Annotated in this window: 16 protein-coding genes and 1 tRNA gene; 1 reads left to right on the top strand and 16 read right to left on the bottom strand. The window is 46.3% G+C overall.

What is annotated here, in order from left to right; genetic code table 11:
* Positions 1-85: 85 nt before the first annotated feature.
* The 6 genes from FW758_RS10255 to recA form a co-directional block, all read right to left on the bottom strand.
* A tRNA-Ser gene (locus FW758_RS10255) sits at positions 86-177 on the bottom strand.
* Positions 178-382: 205 nt separating this feature from the next.
* Positions 383-580 carry a carbon storage regulator CsrA gene (csrA, locus tag FW758_RS10260; protein WP_006082602.1) on the bottom strand — a complete coding sequence of 66 codons (198 nt, stop codon included), beginning with the start codon at positions 578-580 and terminating at the stop codon, positions 383-385.
* A 118-nt stretch (positions 581-698) separates the two neighbouring features.
* A complete protein-coding gene (locus tag FW758_RS10265; protein WP_446445312.1) occupies positions 699-1,955 on the bottom strand; it encodes an aspartate kinase in 1,257 nt (418 codons plus the stop codon).
* Positions 1,956-1,964: 9 nt separating this feature from the next.
* The gene (alaS, locus tag FW758_RS10270) at positions 1,965-4,589 is read right to left on the bottom strand and encodes an alanine--tRNA ligase (RefSeq protein WP_446445313.1); all 2,625 of its coding nucleotides are present in this window, start codon (positions 4,587-4,589) and stop codon (positions 1,965-1,967) included.
* Between the two features lie 369 nt (positions 4,590-4,958).
* Positions 4,959-5,429, bottom strand: coding sequence for a regulatory protein RecX (locus FW758_RS10275; protein WP_446445356.1), 471 nt, complete (start codon positions 5,427-5,429; stop codon positions 4,959-4,961).
* A gap of 17 nt (positions 5,430-5,446) precedes the next feature.
* The gene (recA, locus tag FW758_RS10280; protein WP_342898046.1) at positions 5,447-6,514 is read right to left on the bottom strand and encodes a recombinase RecA; all 1,068 of its coding nucleotides are present in this window, start codon (positions 6,512-6,514) and stop codon (positions 5,447-5,449) included.
* Between the two features lie 402 nt (positions 6,515-6,916).
* Here recA and mutS point away from each other — a divergent pair, with 402 nt between their 5' ends.
* Complete coding sequence (gene mutS, locus FW758_RS10285; RefSeq protein ID WP_446445314.1) at positions 6,917-9,487, top strand: DNA mismatch repair protein MutS; 2,571 nt, start codon at positions 6,917-6,919, stop codon at positions 9,485-9,487.
* 203 nt (positions 9,488-9,690) lie between these two features.
* Here mutS and rpoS read toward each other — a convergent pair whose 3' ends face one another.
* From rpoS to FW758_RS10335, 10 genes are all read right to left on the bottom strand, one after another.
* Positions 9,691-10,671, bottom strand: coding sequence for an RNA polymerase sigma factor RpoS (rpoS, locus tag FW758_RS10290; RefSeq protein WP_006086853.1), 981 nt, complete (start codon positions 10,669-10,671; stop codon positions 9,691-9,693).
* Between the two features lie 80 nt (positions 10,672-10,751).
* Positions 10,752-11,648, bottom strand: a complete 897-nt coding sequence (locus tag FW758_RS10295) for a peptidoglycan DD-metalloendopeptidase family protein (RefSeq protein ID WP_446445315.1) — start codon at positions 11,646-11,648, stop codon at positions 10,752-10,754.
* A 100-nt stretch (positions 11,649-11,748) separates the two neighbouring features.
* Positions 11,749-12,384: a protein-L-isoaspartate(D-aspartate) O-methyltransferase gene (locus FW758_RS10300; protein WP_006082610.1), complete on the bottom strand. Its 636-nt coding sequence runs from the start codon at positions 12,382-12,384 to the stop codon at positions 11,749-11,751.
* Positions 12,381-13,130 carry a 5'/3'-nucleotidase SurE gene (surE, locus tag FW758_RS10305; protein ID WP_446445316.1) on the bottom strand — a complete coding sequence of 250 codons (750 nt, stop codon included), beginning with the start codon at positions 13,128-13,130 and terminating at the stop codon, positions 12,381-12,383. The genes FW758_RS10300 and surE overlap by 4 nt, the downstream gene beginning before the upstream one ends.
* Positions 13,127-14,260, bottom strand: coding sequence for a tRNA pseudouridine(13) synthase TruD (truD, locus tag FW758_RS10310; RefSeq protein WP_446445317.1), 1,134 nt, complete (start codon positions 14,258-14,260; stop codon positions 13,127-13,129). Before truD ends, surE begins: the two co-directional genes overlap by 4 nt.
* 20 nt (positions 14,261-14,280) lie before the next feature.
* A complete protein-coding gene (gene ispF / locus FW758_RS10315; RefSeq protein ID WP_106651222.1) occupies positions 14,281-14,766 on the bottom strand; it encodes a 2-C-methyl-D-erythritol 2,4-cyclodiphosphate synthase in 486 nt (161 codons plus the stop codon).
* Between the two features lie 37 nt (positions 14,767-14,803).
* Complete coding sequence (ispD, locus tag FW758_RS10320; protein ID WP_446445318.1) at positions 14,804-15,595, bottom strand: 2-C-methyl-D-erythritol 4-phosphate cytidylyltransferase; 792 nt, start codon at positions 15,593-15,595, stop codon at positions 14,804-14,806.
* A gap of 12 nt (positions 15,596-15,607) precedes the next feature.
* Positions 15,608-15,907, bottom strand: coding sequence for a cell division protein FtsB (gene ftsB / locus FW758_RS10325; RefSeq protein WP_086010657.1), 300 nt, complete (start codon positions 15,905-15,907; stop codon positions 15,608-15,610).
* Positions 15,908-16,006: 99 nt separating this feature from the next.
* Positions 16,007-17,302, bottom strand: a complete 1,296-nt coding sequence (eno, locus tag FW758_RS10330) for a phosphopyruvate hydratase (RefSeq protein ID WP_446445319.1) — start codon at positions 17,300-17,302, stop codon at positions 16,007-16,009.
* 229 nt (positions 17,303-17,531) lie between these two features.
* Positions 17,532-19,169, bottom strand: a complete 1,638-nt coding sequence (locus FW758_RS10335; RefSeq protein ID WP_446445320.1) for a CTP synthase — start codon at positions 19,167-19,169, stop codon at positions 17,532-17,534.
* Positions 19,170-19,227: the final 58 nt, after the last annotated feature.

The raw sequence follows: 19,227 nt of genomic DNA on the forward strand, positions 1-19,227 counted from the left end.
GGAGTCGAACCTCCGACCGCCTGGTTCGTAGCCAGGTACTCTATCCAGCTGAGCTACACGCGCACTGTTTTCTATCGGTAAGAAATGGTGGAGAAGGAGGGATTCGAACCCTCGATGGGAGTTAAAGCCCATACTCCCTTAGCAGGGGAGCGCCTTCGGCCACTCGGCCACCTCTCCGTTTTCTTGGCGCACATATTACTGTTTGACGAAAATAAGTCAAACCCTTTTTCCGAAACAGATTCCATTTGAACTGTTTTTAATCACATTGCTGTTATATCAAGCCAATGTATTGATTTGCGCCAATCTTTCGGTCTAAAAAATAAAAAAGCCAGTTAAAAAACTGACTCTTCTGTTGCCGTAATACTCTTGCCGAGACAAGGTACTAAAAGTTACCACCTTCCGATGGTGTACCTGATTTTTCAGATTGAATGCGTTGGTAGATTTCTTCACGGTGAACAGAAACCTCTTTTGGTGCATTCACACCAATACGCACTTGATTGCCTTTTACCCCTAGCACTGTAACTGTGACTTCATCACCAATCATCAGTGTTTCGCCAACACGACGAGTCAAAATCAGCATTCGATAGCTCCTTTATTTCTTAATTCAGCTTACACACGGCACTCATCCGGTAGATGGGCTTATTATAAGGTCAGCTTAGTACAAATTAATAGTATTCAATACTCAAACGGTTATTTAATTACACCTTATTTAGCTCGAAAGCGTGATGTAACGCCCGAACCGCCTTGTGTAAGTCCCTTTCATCGATAACGGTTGACAATTTACTCTCTGACGTCGTGAGTAACTTAGCATGAATAGTTTCATTACCCAAGACTTCTAACATCTTAGTCAATAATCCCATTTTTGCCTGTAAACCTTTGCCAACTAAAGATACTTTTGCACGTTGCCGTTCGATAATCAATGGTCCGAGAGCAAGGCTTTCGCTTAAGCCTTCGAGCTCATTAAGCAGAGTATCAACCTTAGCTTCAGCGAGCATAAAACTAACTCGACCCGAAGGATCATCCTCGTGGACCCTCAATGGGGAAATAAATTCCACATCAATTTCCAATCGCGTTAAGCAGCCTAACAGCGCTTGATAACGTTCACTGGTGGTAAACAGCCCTTCAATCGTCAGCGTTGCCAGCGCCTTATTAATCGCAATACCTTGGACTAACGAGGCAATAGTGAGTTCAGACTCGTCGCCAAATTGGATTAACGTCCCCTGCCCAGCTTCAAAACTCGACAAGACTCGCAATGGCACACGAAAACGCTCGGCGTATTCGACTGAATCGGGATGCAATACTTTAGCGCCTAACTTTGCCATTTCGAGCATCACATCAAACCCAATCACATCGAGGCGACGGGCACTGCTATCGATATTCGGATCTGTGGTGAATACCCCTGCCACATCGGTAAAAATCTGGCATTCATCGGCTTCTAACGCCGCCGCTAAGGCGACAGCAGTGGTATCTGAACCACCGCGTCCTAAGGTGGTGACTTCGCCTTGAGGATCGATGCCTTGAAACCCTGCAACGATCGGCACAACACCGTCGGCTAATAAGGATTGCAAATACTCAGTATCCACCCGCTCGATGCTGGCACGGCCAAATTGACTGTTCGTATGAATTTGTACCTGATCGCCCGTAAGGGATTTCGCCTTAATACCGCGACGCTGTAACGCCATCGACATCAAGGCAATGCTCACTTGCTCACCCGTTGACACTAACATGTCTAATTCGCGCGCCGAGGCCCGCGGATTAATTTGTGCTGCCAGTGCAAATAGGCGATTAGTCTCACCCGCCATTGCAGATAAGACTAAGACTTGCTGCTCACCATTGTGAGCTGACTTTGTAATCTGCTCAGCGACCGCTTCGATACGTTCAATAGAACCCACCGAAGTGCCGCCGAACTTTTTCACAAAAAGCTTGCTACCACTAAGCTTTCGTTTTTGGGGCACAGCAACCTCTTAAGCTAGACGCTCAGTAATCCAAGGTAATACTTGAGCCAATGCCGCATCAAGATTTTCTGGCTGGCTACCGCCCGCTTGAGCCATATCAGGACGACCACCGCCTTTACCGCCCACTTGTGCAGCGACCATAGCGACGAGCTCACCCGCTTTGACTTTACCGATCAGATCGTTACTCACACCGGCGATCAGGTTAACTTTCCCTTCCTGCGCGGTGCCAAGCACGATAATGGCCGATTTCAATTTCTGTTTTAATTCATCTTGCAAGCCGCGTAATGAACTTGCCTCAACGCCGTCTAATTTTTTGATCAGCACGTTAACGCCATTAACTACAACGGCATCGCCCACTAAATCTGCACTCGCTGCGGCAGCTAGCTTGTCTTTCAGCTGCGCCATTTCTTTTTCAAGTTGCTTCATTTTGTCGAGCTGGGCTTTTAATTTAGCGACAACTGAGTTGGCATCGCCTTTCAATAAGGCCGCAGCTTCTTCCAGTTCAGCTTGTTGCTGCGCCACATAAGCCATAGCAGCGGCACCAGTCACGGCTTCGATACGACGAACACCTGCTGCAATACCCGCTTCAGAGGTAATTTTGAATAAACCGATATCGCCCGTTCGGCCCACGTGGGTACCACCACACAATTCGATAGAGAAATCGCCCATAGTCACAACACGCACTCGTGAGTCATATTTCTCACCAAAGAGTGCCATAGCGCCTTTCTCTTTAGCTTCATCTATGCCCATTTCAGCGGTTTTAAGTTCATGGTTACGACGAATTTGAGTGTTAACTAATTCTTCAACTTCTTTTAATTCAGCGGCTTTTACACCTTCGAAATGGGAGAAGTCAAAACGTAAACGCTCAGGATCAACCAATGAACCTTTTTGCGAAACGTGAGTACCGAGCACTTGACGCAGTGCAGCATGCAATAAATGTGTAACAGAATGGTTTAACTGAGTACGGTGACGCAGTTTTTTGTCGACTTTTGCTTCAACAACTTGGCCAACACTCAAGCTACCAGTAGCCAACACACCTTGATGGCCCGTTGCTTGACCATACTTTTGCGTATCGTTTACCGTAAACTCAACACCGCTCGCGACCAGTTGGCCTTTATCGCCCACTTGACCGCCAGATTCAGCGTAGAAAGGGGTGACATCAAGCACGACAACGGCTTCATCACCCGCTTTGATAGCCGTCACTGACTCACCGTTTAGATAAATCGCGGTGACCTTAGCTTGGCCCGCTAATTCGGTGTAACCAGTGAATGCGGTTTCAGCATCGATTTTCAGCGCTGCGTTGTAATCTGCACCAAAGTTACCAGCAGCTTGGGCGCGGCTACGTTGCTCAGCCATGGCGACTTCGAAACCTGCTTCATCGACAATGATGTTGCGCTCACGACAGACGTCAGCGGTCAAATCCATTGGGAAGCCATAGGTGTCATACAGCTTAAATACGGTTTCGCCGTCTAAGGTGTCGCCTTTCAACTCGTTTAAGGCCGTATCTAAAATACCTAAACCACGTTCAAGCGTACGGGCAAATTGCTCCTCTTCCGCTTTCAGCGCTTTTTCAACAATGACTTGCGTCTCAGCTAACCCTTTAGCCGCATCGCCCATCACCGCAATCAAAGATGGAACCAACTTATAGAAGAAAGCTTCGGTCGCGCCCAACTTGTTACCATGGCGAACTGCGCGGCGGATAATGCGGCGCAGCACATAACCGCGGCCTTCGTTCGACGGCATAACACCATCGGCAATAAGGAATGCACATGAACGGATATGGTCAGCAATGACGCGCAGTGACTTCTCGGTTAAATCGCTTACGCCGATGATTTCAGCCGCTTTGGCGATCAGCGTACGGAAGATATCGATTTCGTAGTTAGAATGTACGCCTTGCATAATCGCGGCAATACGCTCAATCCCCATGCCAGTATCAACCGATGGCTTAGGCAAAGGTAGCATTTCACCCGATGCTTGACGGTTGTACTGCATGAAAACGATGTTCCAGATTTCGATGAAACGGTCGCCATCTTCTTCGGGACTGCCAGGACGGCCGCCCCAAATATGGTCGCCATGGTCATAGAAAATCTCAGAACATGGGCCGCAAGGACCGGTATCACCCATTTGCCAGAAGTTATCTGACGCATAAGCAGCACCTTTGTTGTCGCCGATACGGATAATGTTCTCGGCAGCAACACCAATCTTTTTATTCCAGATTTCAAAGGCTTCATCATCTGTTTGATAAATAGTGACACACAGACGTTCTTTCGGCAGCTTTAAAGTTTCAGTTAAGAAAGTCCAGCCAAAGCGAATCGCTTCTTCTTTGAAATAATCACCAAAACTGAAGTTACCCAGCATTTCGAAAAAGGTGTGATGACGTGCTGTATAACCGACGTTATCTAAATCGTTATGCTTACCACCGGCGCGTACACAACGTTGAGCAGTGGTCGCACGCGTATAATTGCGTTTGTCCATGCCAAGAAACACGTCCTTGAACTGGTTCATGCCTGCATTGGTAAATAAAAGTGTGGGATCGTTGCCTGGCACTAATGAACTACTGTCCACAACTTGATGACCATTGCTGCGGAAAAATTCGAGGAAAGCGCTTCTAAGCTCTGCTGTAGTTTGATACATGAAATCATCCTGAATTGGGTAAGCATTACCAGCTACGCCTTAGGCTAGCCGTATTTCTATTTGCCCAGCATTATAAGCAGACTGAGTAAGGACGACCAGCCTTGATTGGTGATATGCACATCAGGAATTTAATATTTTTGCGTGAATAGCCCATACCAGAGTAGCTAGAGGCAAAACAGCAATAATAAAGGACAATGACAGACTCTGCGGGTTAGGTGCAAAAAGTACAGTATTTGAGCAAGTGGGTAAAGGGTCGGGCACGAAAGCAACAAAGCCCATTTGATGACATTTTAGGGGAGATTTTCTGAGGACTTGTTAAAGAAGCTTTTGCAGTCTTAAGGTTACATCGCAATCGATGAGTTGAAGCGATTAATAATCGTTGTCGAGATCATTGGGATCTGAATCTAACGCATAAGTGATTTGATCGTAGCTAAAGCCTTGGCCCATTAAAAACCGCACTCGTTTGGCCTTTTCCTTCGCGATGAGATCCCGGGCTTTAGAGCCCTTCACTTCTGTTACGCGGGGAACGCCATACTTTTTGGTGGCCTTATCTTTTGCAAGCTCAAACCAGTCACAATCACTATTGGTTATCGCCGCTTCAATGCAATCTTTAGACAGGCCTTTTTGCGCTATCGCTTGGCGAATGCGGATGGCACCGTGACCTCGACTAATGTGGCTACGGACCAACAGTTCAGCATAGCGATTATCATTGATAAAACCGGAGGATTCACATGCATCGAGCACAGGTTCGATATCATTCAGTTCGAAACCTTTTTCGAGCAATTTATCGCGGATTTGTAGGCGGGAATAATCGCGGCGCGCTAACAGCGCGACCGCGATTTGACGGGCTGACTGACTCAGAATACTTCGCCTGTTTCTAAATCAACATTATCTTCCGTGCTAGCATCATCTTTAGCAGCCAGTGCACTAGGATTGCTCAAAAGTAACTCACGTAATGTCTTGTCAATTTCAGTAGCAATGGCTGGGTTTTCAGTCAAATATTTACCTGCATTAGCGCGGCCTTGACCGATTTTATCGCCTTTATAACTGTACCAAGCACCCGCTTTTTCAATCAACTTATGGGCTACGCCTAAGTCAACTAACTCACCAGTACGGTTAATACCTTGTCCATAAAGGATTTGGAATTCGGCTTGCTTGAACGGTGCTGCAACCTTGTTTTTCACCACTTTAACGCGTGTTTCGTTACCGACAACTTCATCGCCGTCTTTAATGGCACCAGTACGACGAATGTCTAAACGAACAGAAGCATAGAACTTCAGCGCGTTACCACCGGTTGTCGTTTCCGGGTTACCGAACATCACACCAATCTTCATCCGGATTTGGTTGATGAAGATAAGTAAGGTGTTAGATTGCTTTAAGTTACCCGCAAGTTTACGCATGGCTTGGCTCATCATACGTGCCGCTAGGCCCATGTGAGAATCACCAATTTCACCTTCGATTTCAGCTTTAGGCGTTAATGCCGCCACTGAGTCGACAACGATAACGTCAACAGCGCCAGAGCGAGTTAATGCATCACAAATCTCAAGCGCTTGCTCGCCGGTATCCGGTTGTGAACACAGCAGGTTATCAATATCTACGCCCAATTTTTTAGCATAGATAGGGTCGAGTGCATGCTCAGCATCGATAAAGGCACAGGTTTTGCCTTCACGTTGCGCTGCGGCAATGACTTCTAAAGTCAGTGTCGTTTTACCTGATGATTCAGGACCATAGATCTCAACGATACGACCCATTGGCAAACCGCCAGCACCTAAAGCAACGTCCAGAGACAGAGAACCGGTAGAAATGGTCTCAACATCCATAGAGCGATCTTCGCCCAGCTTCATGATGGAGCCTTTACCAAATTGCTTCTCAATTTGGCTCAATACCGCAGCAAGTGCTTTCTCTTTATTTGGATCGACCTTCATTCCAGTTCCCTCATCAAGACATGCCTTAAGCTGTCAAAAGTAATATTCAATTTACAAACGGGTAATTCAAAAAGCCGCGCTTTTCGTCTTAATTCTGCTGACTAGTATACTGTACAATCATACAGTATCAAGACCTGTGACTGAATTATTTTTAGCTCATGGGATTTTTAATATGGCCAAGGTTTTAGCGAATATCAAATCCGATATCGCATCCCTTTGACGAATATCCGTCATCAAGGGCTCAATTTTCGGTAAATTATTGCTAAGATTGGCGCAGCAAATTTTGCGTGGTCTTTTTGGCTGAAAATTGTATAGCAGTCTTCTGCTTCTCTAGCGCTTAATCCCCTGTAACCACACAAACTGTATCGCCTTTAGGCAGTCACAACGGACGATAACGATTTAATGAATGTAATTGATACCGATGATTTAGAAAAACATACTCCTATGATGCGTCAGTACTTGACCATGAAAGCAGAACATCATGACATGTTGCTGTTTTATCGCATGGGTGACTTCTACGAGTTGTTTTATGATGATGCTAAACGTGCTTCTGAGCTGTTAGGCATTTCACTCACGGCGCGCGGTAAAAGTGGTGGCGATCCTATCCCCATGGCGGGACTGCCTTACCATGCTGTGGAAGGCTATCTTGCGAAATTAGTTCAAATTGGTCAATCGGTTGCGATATGTGAACAAATTGGCGACCCAGCAACCTCTAAAGGTCCTGTTGAGCGTAAAGTGGTGCGTATCGTCACGCCTGGCACCTTAACCGACGAAGCCCTGCTGCAGGAACGTCAAGACAATCTATTGGCAGCCGTTTATCAAGGTAAAGTCGGTTTTGGTTATGCCACTCTGGATGTTTCATCCGGACGTTTTGTGATTGCTGAGCTCGACACACGAGAGTCATTAGAAGCTGAATTGCAACGCACTAATCCCGTTGAAATTCTCTACAGTGAAGACTTTGGCGAACTAGGTCTACTAAACGGTTTTAAAGGTAAACGTCGTCGCCCTGAGTGGGAATTTGATTACGACACTAGCATCAAGTTACTACTGGCTCAGTTTGGCACAAAAGACTTGCATGGTTTTGGCATCGCTGATGCACGTTTATCACTGCAAGCTGCGGGTTGCTTAATGCAATATGTCAAAGACACACAGCGCACAGCTCTGCCCCATATCAATGCCATTACCCGCTTCAATCAAACCGATAGCATAGTGCTCGATGCGGCAACTCGCCGAAATCTAGAGCTCACTCAAAACCTTGCTGGTGGCCGCGATAATACCTTAGCCGCAGTATTGGATAACACGGCGACGCCTATGGGCAGCCGCATGTTGCAACGCTGGATCCATCAGCCGCTGCGAGATCCAAAACACATCAAAGCACGCCAACAGGCGGTGACTGAATTACTCGATACCACCGCCCACGAAGGTCTGCATGAGCAGTTAAAGGCACTTGGCGATATTGAACGTATCATGGCAAGACTCGCGCTGCGTACAGCTCGCCCAAGAGACTTTGCCCGTTTACGTCAAGCGCTGGGCTTACTACCTGAATTACAACAGAGTTTAAGCACACTGAGCGCGCCGCATACGACTCAATTACGGCAACACTTAGGTGAGTTCCCCGCTGAACAAGCCTTACTTGAGCGCGCGATAGTTGATAATCCTCCCATGCTTATCCGCGATGGCGGAGTGATCCGTGAAGGCTACAACAGCGAATTAGATGAATGGCGCGGTCTTAGCGAAGGTGCAAGCGATTACTTAGTACAACTCGAAGCCAGAGAAAAAGAACGTACAGGTATCAACACCCTTAAAGTCGGCTATAACCGTGTACACGGCTATTACATCGAAGTGAGTCGCTTGCAATCCTCGCAGGTGCCGCTCAATTATCAACGCCGTCAAACCCTTAAGAATATGGAGCGTTATATCACGCCCGAACTTAAGGAGTACGAAGAAAAAGTGCTCTCGAGCCAAGGTAAAGCGCTGGCACTCGAAAAGCAATTATGGGAACAGTTGTTCGATCTTATTCTGCCAAAATTGCATGAATTACAAGATTTTGCTCGAGCGGCGGCAGAACTTGATGTGTTGAGTAACTTTGCCGAACGCGCCGAAACCTTAGGCTACACTTGCCCAGAGCTGAGCCAAAATATCGGCGTACAGATAGAGGCTGGTCGTCACCCAGTCGTGGAACGTGTGAGTCAAACACCGTTTATCGCTAACCCAGTGACCTTGCACAATCAAAGACGTATGTTGATTGTCACCGGACCTAACATGGGCGGTAAATCGACCTATATGCGCCAAGTCGCCTTGATCACGCTGATGGCCCATATTGGTTGTTTTGTGCCAGCAGATCGCGCACTGATAGGCCCTATCGATCGTATCTTTACCCGTATTGGCGCCTCTGACGATCTGGCCTCTGGCCGTTCAACCTTTATGGTCGAAATGACAGAAACCGCCAACATTCTACACAACGCCACCGCCAGTAGCTTAGTGTTAATGGATGAAATCGGCCGCGGCACATCCACCTATGATGGTTTATCGCTCGCTTGGTCGGCGGCAGAGTATTTAGCCCAGCAAGTCGGCGCTATGACCCTATTCGCCACCCATTATTTTGAACTAACTCAGTTACCTGAATTAATGGCTGGTGTTTACAATGTGCACCTCGATGCCATTGAACACGACGATACCATCGCCTTTATGCATGCAGTGCAAGAAGGCGCCGCCAGTAAAAGCTACGGCTTACAAGTTGCGGCGCTTGCCGGCGTACCAAACAAAGTGATTAAAGCCGCTAAACATAAGTTGCAGCAATTGGAGAGTCGCGATCATCAAGCTGAAGGAACGAGGACGCCTATTCAAAGCTTACTCGCGTTACCTGAACCAGTTGAGAATCCAGCGTTAACGAAGTTAAGTAGCATTAATCCCGATAACTTAACGCCAAAACAAGCACTTGATTTGCTCTATGAGCTGAAACGTCTGAGCTAACACTCTGTGAACGAGTGATATTCGCTAAGCGATATGATCAGCAATAAAGGACTAGAAACAACAACGCCCACTCTTTAGTGGGCGTTTTACTTTTATCGACTAGACCTAAGCACTAGACTAAATCACTAGACCTTAGCTAGGAGCTAGGCATAGAGATCAACGAACAACTGATCTTAGTTTCTCATTTATTAGTTTCGAAATAATTAGTTTCTAAACAATGCTTCAACAGATAAACCTTGAGATCCTAATAAGTCGCGTAAACGTTTCAATGCTTCTACTTGGATTTGACGTACACGTTCGCGGGTCAAACCAATTTCAGCACCCACATCTTCGAGTGTAGAAGGTTCATAACCTAACAGACCAAAACGGCGGGCTAACACTTCTCTTTGTTTAGTGTTTAACTCATTGAGCCATTTGACCACTGAATTAGAAATATCTTCATCTTGCACTTTATAGTCAGGGCCAACGTTATCGTCATCGGCTAAAATATCCAGCAACGCCTTGTCATTATCGCCCCCCAAAGGCGTATCGACAGAGGTGATTTTCTCATTCAGCTTAAGCATACGGCTGACATCTGCACTCGACACTTGTAGTTTTTCGGCAATTTCTTCAGCCGTTGGTTCGTGATCGAGTTTTTGTGCTAACTCGCGAGCGGTGCGCAAGTAAACATTGAGTTCTTTAACAACATGAATAGGCAATCGAATAGTACGAGTCTGATTCATAATGGCGCGCTCAATGGTCTGTCTGATCCACCAAGTCGCATAGGTTGAAAAACGGAAACCTCTTTCTGGGTCAAACTTTTCAACGGCACGAATTAAGCCTAAGTTGCCTTCTTCGATAAGATCAAGCAGTGCTAAGCCGCGATTGTTGTAACGACGGGCAATCTTTACGACCAGACGTAAATTACTTTCGATCATGCGATTACGGGATTTTGCACAGCCTTTTAAGGCTTTACGGGAAAAGTAAACTTCTTCTTCTGCGCTAAGCAGTGGGGAAAAACCAATCTCACCTAGGTAAAGTTGAGTGGCATCAAGATTTTTTTGCAGGTCATCTTGAACCTGTTGTTCTATTCCTAGCTCTTGAACTAAATCGGATGCAACTTCTTCTTTTTCCAGATCGAAGTCAACAGTGTCTACGGATAAATCTACTAGTGCTTCTGCGGCAGTGCTTTTTATGCGGCTCATGATTAAATCTCCCAAACCTGATTAAACTGCTGAATTAGTGCAATTTCCTATCCTCCATTTGCCAACAAGGCCCCAAGCAATCATTGTTTGGGTAAATAAGTAAGTGGGTTTACAGACTGTCCATGGTAACGAATTTCAAAATGTAACATTACCCGATTGGCACCTGTACTGCCCATTTTTGCAACTGTCTGCCCTGCGAGGACATGTTGCTTTTCTTTGACTAAGATCTTGTCCGTATGAGCATAAGCACTAAGGTAATCGTCACTATGTTTAATAATCACTAAATTACCGTAACCCCTAAGAGCACTTCCTGCGTATACCACCCGCCCATCTGCAGCAGCTTTGATGATATCTCCCCGATTCCCCGCGATCTTAATGCCTTTATTTCCCTGCTCATTGGCAGAGTAAGTCCCGATTAACTTCCCTCTTACTGGCCACTCCCACTGACTCACACTGGTTGGTAGTGTCGAAGTCGGTGGAACCATGAGCGAGTTAACATTTTGTTGGGAACTTGTTACAAGGTACGCGGGCTTAGCTTTCTGATCAAGTGTTTTTTTCAGATCATTACTTGACTTAGCACCGGTTTGAGAAACTTGATTATCTATTTGTTTTTTATCATTTTTACTAGAATTATTACCCGAGGAGCTCGTTTTCCTTCCATCTAAAGTTGTAGATTTGGACTGACTACTCGACTTAGCATTCGTTAAATATAAAATCTGTCCGGGGTAAATTGTATAAGGGTTATCTAACTGATTAAGTTTAGCTATTTCAGAAAAATCCTTTCCTGCGCCCCAAGAAATAGAGTAAAGCGTGTCGCCTTTCTTAACTTTATATAAATTCGATTTAATGTGGCCTTTGTTGTTTTTAGAGTAGCTATGGGAAATATTTTCGACGGGCGCGGGTCGGCTGGCCTGAAAGCTACAGCCTGCAAGCAGAAATATAAAGCAGAGGTTTAAGACTAAACCCGCATTCAACAATAAAAACTCCTTGGTGAGGCTGTATTACTGTTTATGATGAGAAAACAATGCCCTCGTTGCAAGACAAGCTGTTCAGTGGAGACAGTAGCACAACACAAGGTTAAGCTAACTCTCCATTAATCAAAGGGACAAATTTAACCGTTTCAATTGTTTCCGAACTGAAGCGGTCCGCAGTACGAGTGATTCGCATCAATTGCTGGGTATCTTCGCCGACTGGCAGAACTAACACTCCGCCCTCGGCTAATTGAGACAGTAAGGCCTCAGGTATAGTCGAAGCGGCAGCGGTCACCATAATGGCATCGAACGGGCTACGATTCGCCCAACCTAACCAGCCATCACCATATTTAAACGACACATTATGCAAATCTAATCGTTTTAAGCGCTGTCTCGCTTGAATTTGTAAGCCTTTTATTCGCTCGATAGTACAAAGCTGCGGCACTAATTGCGCCAAAATTGCCGCCTGATAACCCGATCCTGTACCCACTTCTAATACGCGCTGAGGCATCTTATGCAGTAAGAGTTCGGTCATACGGGCGACGATATAAGGCTGCGAGATGGTTTGCCCTTGGCCAATCGGTAAAGCGGTATTTTCATAGGCTTTATGGGCTAGCGCATTATCGAGAAACATTTCCCGCGGCGTGTGCGATATCGCCTTTAACACGGCTTGATTGCGGATCCCCGCATCATGAAGCTTTTTAGCTAAGTTCACCGCCGATGTTAAGGCAACTCGAGTCATATTTTATCTACCCAATTTTGCAATGCCGTTAGTTGTCTGTAGGCAGTTAAATCAACCGTCAAAGGCGTAATTGACACATAGCCATTGGCGATAGCATGAAAATCAGTGCCCTCAGTGGCGTCCTGCTCTTGTCCTGGTGGGCCGAGCCAGAAGATCTCACGTCCAGCGGGATCTTGCGTTCGTACTATGCCTTCAGCCTTATGACGAGCACCAAGGCGAGTCACTTTAATGCCTTTGATTTGATCAAGCGGCAAGTCTGGCACATTCACATTTAAAATCTGATCCTTTGCCAAAGGCTGGGCCAACAAGCCTTGAACTATCCGCCGAGCGTAAACAGCCGCCGATTGATAATGTTCGAATTTGCGGCCATTGAGCGAAATCGCGACCGCAGGAAAACCTAAAAAGCGCCCTTCCATCGCGGCAGCGACAGTCCCCGAATACAAGGTATCATCGCCCATGTTCGCGCCAGCATTGATACCAGATACCACCATATCGGGTTCGCCATCGTACAATTCTCGGATAGCCAAATGCACACAATCAGTCGGTGTACCGTGAACAGAAATGTAACCGTTATCTAACCTATTAATTCTTAATGGATTAGTCAAGGTTAATGAATTGCTCGCACCAGAACAATTGCGATCTGGCCCCACTGTCAGCACAGTCGCAATTTCAGCCAAGGCCTCAGTTAAGGCTTTGATCCCCGGTGCATTAACCCCGTCATCGTTGCTCACTAAGATGCGGATCATGACTCTGCTTCAATGTTAGGTGCAGCTTCAGTCTTAGTTTCAATGGTATCAGCCGCTACGTTAGCATTCGTTGCCTCTGGCCCAGGCTCCTGCACCAGTGTCGCTTGCCATTGCTGCTCTTTAACATCTTGATAATTGACTAACTCTCTCAACAAGGATGTGGCAAAACTACCCGCAGGCAACACAAACTCAAGCACAAGACCATCGGCGGTTTGTTCGTATTTAAGGGCTTGGGGCTCAAGCAGTAACGGACGACGCTCTTGCTCTAATCCCGCATGTTCAAGGCCATAGCAATCGTCAGCCAACTCACTCATGGCCAAGGTTTCCACCGCAGCAGCTTCACCTTGAGGCAGCATCATGCCGCGGCCCCATAATGGTGCTGATAGTTGAATGTCTTTTTCAATCAGACGTTTCAATACGATGAGATCCCATTCAGGCGTAACGAAGAAGCTTTTGCTGCCCGCCAACATCACACAATCACCCGCTAGCGGCTTAGTGCCATGGTTGGCTAAACGGTACGACACCACAGTGTTAAACAGATTTGAGCGCACCGCAGACAGATACATGCTGCGCTTATTTCTATCTTTGACTTTTTTACCCGCCATCATTTGGCGACCAAAAACTAAGTTTTTACCATCGTGACCAAAGCGTTGCTCACCAAAGTAATTGGGCACGCCCACTTGAGCGACCTTTTCGATACGGCTGATAATGTCTTCGACTTGGGTGACATTTCTCAGGGTAAGAATAAAACGGTTACCGACTAAGGCACCAATTCGCAGTTTTTTGCTGTGGCGGCTGCTCGACAATATAGTCAAACGTTCGCTATTGAGATCCTTCCAAAGCGGTGTTTCTTTACCCGGAATACGCACACCGAACCATTGTTCTGTGATGGCATTTTTATCTTTTTGACCAGCGTAGGTGACTTCCTTTGGATGCACCTTAGCGAACTTAGCGATCATTTCAGCGACTTGTACTGTATTTAGCCCTTCTTTGCGTACATGCAGCATGTGATGTTCACCTTCACCCGTTGGGCTAAAAGGCAAAATCTCTTTCACGATAAAATCGCTATTTTGGGTTCTTAGATCTGCTGTACCTAAAGGCTTGCCATACAGATAATGTAATTCGCTCATGGGACTTTTTTACTCTTAAGTTAATCGTGTTTACGGGTCATCAATACCACGGCTTCTACCGCAATACCTTCTTTACGCCCGGTAAATCCTAGCTTTTCTGTCGTGGTCGCTTTGACATTAATATCGTCAAGTTCCGCGGTTAAATCGGCGGCCAATATCTGGCGCATTGCCTCAATGTGCGGCGCCATTTTAGGGGCTTGCGCTATGATAGTGACGTCAAGATTCCCTAGCACAAAGCCTTTTGCCCTCGCTAAAGCATAGCAATGACGTAACAATACGCGGCTATCGGCACCTTTATAGGCGGTATCTGTGTCGGGGAAATGTTTACCTATATCGCCCAGCGCTAGCGCACCGAGGATCGCATCGGAAATAGCATGCAATACCACATCACCATCGGAGTGAGCAACGAGACCAGTTTCATAGGGCACTTCCACACCACACAAAATTAACGGGCGTGTTTCGCCAAATTTATGCACATCGAAACCATGGCCGATACGGATTTTCATTTAATATTCCTAACGTATTATTTTACTTGGATTATGACTATTTTGCGGCACGCATTAAAAACAATTCGGCCAATCCCAAATCATCGGGATGCGTCACTTTTATATTATCGGCACGGCCCGAAACGAGTCCAGGTGAGATGCCCGCCCATTCCATCGCCGAAGCCTCATCTGTCACTACCGCACCTGCGGCCAGAGCGGCATTGAGGTAATCTTTGAGTTGCGCTGCCGGAAATAACTGCGGCGTTAATGCATGCCATAAATTATCGCGGCACACAGTAGTACTGATTTCGCCCTGTTTATTGGCGCGCTTCATGGTATCGCGCACTGGCATGGCCAAAATCGCGCCTTGGGGAAATTGCACTCTGGATGCGAGTAACTTGTCGATATCCGTCGCGGTTAAACAAGGTCTTGCCGCATCATGCACTAAGGCCCAACTGTGCTCAGGCGCAATTTGCAGCGCCGCCAACACAGAATCAGCGCGCTCACCGCCACCTAATACTGTGGTCAATTTAGGATGCGCGGCCTGTGGCAGGGTATTGAAGATAGTATCATTCGGATGTAAGGCGACGATGACGTGGGAAATGTGCGGGTGAGACAACAGCTTATCTAAAGTATGGCCGAGAATACTCTGGCCGCACACTTCAAGATATTGTTTAGGTCTGTCGGCGCCCATGCGGCTACCAATGCCCGCAGCGGGAACGATAGCCACCACAGCTTGAGTGATATCATCAGCTTGGCACTGCCATTCAGTTTGCATTACCGGCTCAAATTGACTGCCTGGATTGGATTGTTCGCTTAATCCAAGATCTAAATGTCCTAGTTCTGACATCCTAACTCCATATTACTGGGATGGACTCGATACTGAGCGATCACCACCCACGACGCGATAGAAGGTTTCACCTTCTTTGACCATGCCAAGTTCGTTACGCGCACGTTCTTCTATGGCTTCGGTACCACTTTTCAAATCGATGATTTCTTCCTTCAGCACTTGGTTACGCTCATTAAGTTTGGCGTTACCTTCTTGCTGCGCGGCAATTTGTTTTTGCAGGACGAAATATTCAGGAAGACTATTATCTCCCGACCAAAGACGAAATTGCAGTAAACCGAGTAGCACTATGAGTGCAATGACAAAAAATTTCATGGAGGAATTAGCGTCAGTATCTTGGATTAAAAAAATATACAGCAGATAGTACAACAAAAAAGGCCACCAAGTGGTGGCCTTTTTACATCAAAGTTTAAATTACGCCTGACCTTTGATCTCTTTCAAACCGCGGTATGGGGCTTTTTCACCTAATTGCTCTTCGATGCGCAGCAATTGGTTGTACTTAGCAACACGGTCAGAACGACACAGTGAACCGGTTTTGATTTGGCCTGCTGCAGTACCTACGGCTAAGTCAGCAATCGTTGAATCTTCAGTTTCACCACTACGGTGTGAAATCACTGCTGTGTAACCCGCTTCTTTCGCCATGCGAATGGCCGCTAAAGTCTCAGTCAATGAACCGATTTGGTTGAACTTGATAAGGATTGAGTTTGCAATACCGTTTTCGATACCACGGGTTAAGATTTTAGTGTTAGTAACGAATAAATCGTCGCCCACTAATTGGATCTTGTCGCCCATGATTTGAGTTTGGTAAGCCCAACCATCCCAATCTGATTCGTCTAAGCCGTCTTCGATAGACACGATTGGATATTGGTCAGCCAATGATTTTAAGAAATCAGAGAAACCGTTCGAGTCGAATACTTTGCCTTCGCCCGCTAAATCGTATTTGCCGTCTTTGTAGAATTCAGATGCGGCACAATCTAGCGCTAAGGTCACATCCGTACCTAACTTGTAGCCAGCCAGTTCAACCGCTTCTTTGATAATGGCTAACGCATCAGCGTTTGACGCTAAGTTAGGTGCAAAACCACCTTCGTCACCCACAGAAGTGCTTAGGCCTTTGTCGTGCAATACTTTTTTCAGCGTATGGAAGATTTCAGCGCCCATGCGCAGTGCTTCACGGAAAGTTTTCGCACCAACTGGTTGCACCATGAATTCTTGGATATCAACGTTGTTATCCGCGTGCTCGCCACCGTTTAAGATGTTCATCATAGGCACAGGCATAGAATATTGGCCTGGCGTGCCGTTCAATTCAGCGATGTGCGCGTATAAAGGAAGACCTTTAAATGCTGCAGCCGCTTTGGCAGCCGCTAAAGACACAGCCAGAATCGCGTTTGCGCCTAACTTGTCTTTGTTTTCTGTACCGTCTAAGTCGATCATGATTTGATCAAGCTCAGCTTGTGCAGTGGCATCTTTGCCTAATAACGCAGTGCGGATTAAATCGTTTACGTTGGCAACAGCCGTTAATACGCCTTTGCCTAAATAACGGCTTTTATCACCATCACGTAATTCTAACGCTTCGCGGCTACCGGTAGATGCGCCAGAAGGCGCCGCAGCCATACCCACAAAACCACCTTCTAAATGCACTTCGGCTTCAACAGTTGGGTTACCACGAGAATCCATAATCTCGCGACCAATCACGTTAATAATCTTAGCCATAACACCCTCGATTTAAGTTTAAAGATAAAAGAAAAAACCAATACCTATGGGAATAAATGGAAGTCACATACCGCAGAAAATAACAAAATTCCATTTACGGTTTGCGTCCATACAGATGCAACTGATACGCATGCTGCTTATACCCAGAGGTATTAAATTCTTATGTTTCAAGTCTGATGAGTGTAACAAAAGGCCGGCCCCACTGTCGCGGGTCCGGCCTCAAATATTCTTACTTCAGATCACGTTTTTGATGCGCACTAGCCGCAGCAATAAACCCTTCGAACAATGGGTGACCATCGCGCGGAGTTGAGGTGAACTCAGGATGGAATTGACCGGCAACAAACCATGGGTGATCTTTTAATTCGATCATTTCCACCAGCTTACGATCAGAAGACAAACCGCTGAAGATCATGCCAGCTTGTTCTAAACGCTCTCTGTATTTGTTGTTCACTTCGTAACGGTGACGGTGACGTTCTACACAGCTGTTGCCTTTGTAGGCTTGAGCCGCTTTCGAACCATCGAGTAAATGACACAATTGAGCGCCTAAACGCATAGTGCCACCTAAGTCAGACGCTTCATGGCGCTGCTCGACGTTACCTTCTTCGTCAATCCATTCAGTGATCAAACCCACGACTGGGAATGGTGTTTCTTTATTGAATTCAGTTGAATGTGCATCAGCCATGCCTGCAACATTACGCGCAAATTCAATCAGGGCAACTTGCATACCTAAACAAATACCGAAATACGGTAGATTGTTTTCACGGGCAAATTTTGCCGCCAAGATCTTACCTTCAACACCACGCTCGCCAAAACCGCCTGGTACTAAGATACCGTCTAAGCCCTGTAAGACTTCTTCGCCTTTGGCTTCTACGGTTTGTGAGTCAATGTACTTGATGGTCACAGATACGCGGTTTTTAAGGCCTGCGTGTTTTAATGCTTCGTTAACTGACTTATAGGCATCTGGTAGTTCGATGTATTTACCCACCATACCAATAACGACTTCGCCGTTTGGATTAGCTTCTTGGTAAATCACATTTTCCCACTCAGACAGATCCGCTTCACGGCATTCTAAACCGAAACGCTTAACCACTAAGTCATCCAAACCTTGTGAACGTAACAAAGCTGGGATTTTATAAATACTATCAACATCTTTTAATGAAATAACCGCACGCTCTTCGACGTTACAGAACAGCGAGATTTTGGCTTTTTCATTAGTAGGAATCGCACGGTCACCACGGCAAACCAGCACATCTGGTGCAATACCGATAGAACGCAGCTCTTTCACTGAGTGTTGAGTTGGCTTAGTTTTCACTTCGCCTGCAGCACCTAAGAAAGGCACTAAGGTTAAATGCATGAACAGAGTACGATCACGACCCAGCTCAACGCCGAGCTGACGGATAGACTCTAGGAACGGCAAAGATTCGATATCACCCACAGTACCGCCGATTTCGACGATAGCCACATCATGGCCTTCGCCACCTGCTAATACTTTTTCTTTAATCGCATTAGTGATATGTGGGATAACCTGAATGGTTGCGCCCAAATAATCGCCACGACGTTCTTTACGTAATACTTCTTCGTAAATTCGACCGGTAGTGAAGTTGTTACGACGATTCATCTTAGTACGGATGAAACGCTCGTAGTGACCCAAGTCGAGATCTGTTTCTGCTCCGTCTTCAGTAACAAATACTTCGCCATGTTGGGTTGGGCTCATGGTACCCGGATCAACGTTAATGTAAGGGTCCAGTTTCATGATGGTTACATTGAGACCGCGGGCCTCTAAAATTGCAGCTAATGATGCTGCTGCAATGCCTTTACCTAGTGATGAAACAACGCCACCAGTAACGAAGATATACCTTGTAGTCATGCTGAACCTGAGAAAATGAGTTTGAAAATACGTGCTTGTAAGAAAGCACTAGGACGGG

The organism is Shewanella sp. 1180_01 (assembly GCF_052850535.1).

What these genes read in the sequence shown, in the direction of transcription:
- csrA (WP_006082602.1), bottom strand. Translation starts at nt 580, where the DNA reads ATGCTGATTTTGACTCGTCGTGTTGGCGAAACACTGATGATTGGTGAT.
- alaS (WP_446445313.1), bottom strand. Translation starts at nt 4,589, where the DNA reads ATGTATCAAACTACAGCAGAGCTTAGAAGCGCTTTCCTCGAATTTTTC.
- recA (WP_342898046.1), bottom strand. Translation starts at nt 6,514, where the DNA reads ATGAAGGTCGATCCAAATAAAGAGAAAGCACTTGCTGCGGTATTGAGC.
- mutS (WP_446445314.1), top strand. Translation starts at nt 6,917, where the DNA reads ATGAATGTAATTGATACCGATGATTTAGAAAAACATACTCCTATGATG.
- rpoS (WP_006086853.1), bottom strand. Translation starts at nt 10,671, where the DNA reads ATGAGCCGCATAAAAAGCACTGCCGCAGAAGCACTAGTAGATTTATCC.
- FW758_RS10300 (WP_006082610.1), bottom strand. Translation starts at nt 12,384, where the DNA reads ATGACTCGAGTTGCCTTAACATCGGCGGTGAACTTAGCTAAAAAGCTT.
- surE (WP_446445316.1), bottom strand. Translation starts at nt 13,130, where the DNA reads ATGATCCGCATCTTAGTGAGCAACGATGACGGGGTTAATGCACCGGGG.
- truD (WP_446445317.1), bottom strand. Translation starts at nt 14,260, where the DNA reads ATGAGCGAATTACATTATCTGTATGGCAAGCCTTTAGGTACAGCAGAT.
- ispF (WP_106651222.1), bottom strand. Translation starts at nt 14,766, where the DNA reads ATGAAAATCCGTATCGGCCATGGTTTCGATGTGCATAAATTTGGCGAA.
- ispD (WP_446445318.1), bottom strand. Translation starts at nt 15,595, where the DNA reads ATGTCAGAACTAGGACATTTAGATCTTGGATTAAGCGAACAATCCAAT.
- ftsB (WP_086010657.1), bottom strand. Translation starts at nt 15,907, where the DNA reads ATGAAATTTTTTGTCATTGCACTCATAGTGCTACTCGGTTTACTGCAA.
- eno (WP_446445319.1), bottom strand. Translation starts at nt 17,302, where the DNA reads ATGGCTAAGATTATTAACGTGATTGGTCGCGAGATTATGGATTCTCGT.
- FW758_RS10335 (WP_446445320.1), bottom strand. Translation starts at nt 19,169, where the DNA reads ATGACTACAAGGTATATCTTCGTTACTGGTGGCGTTGTTTCATCACTA.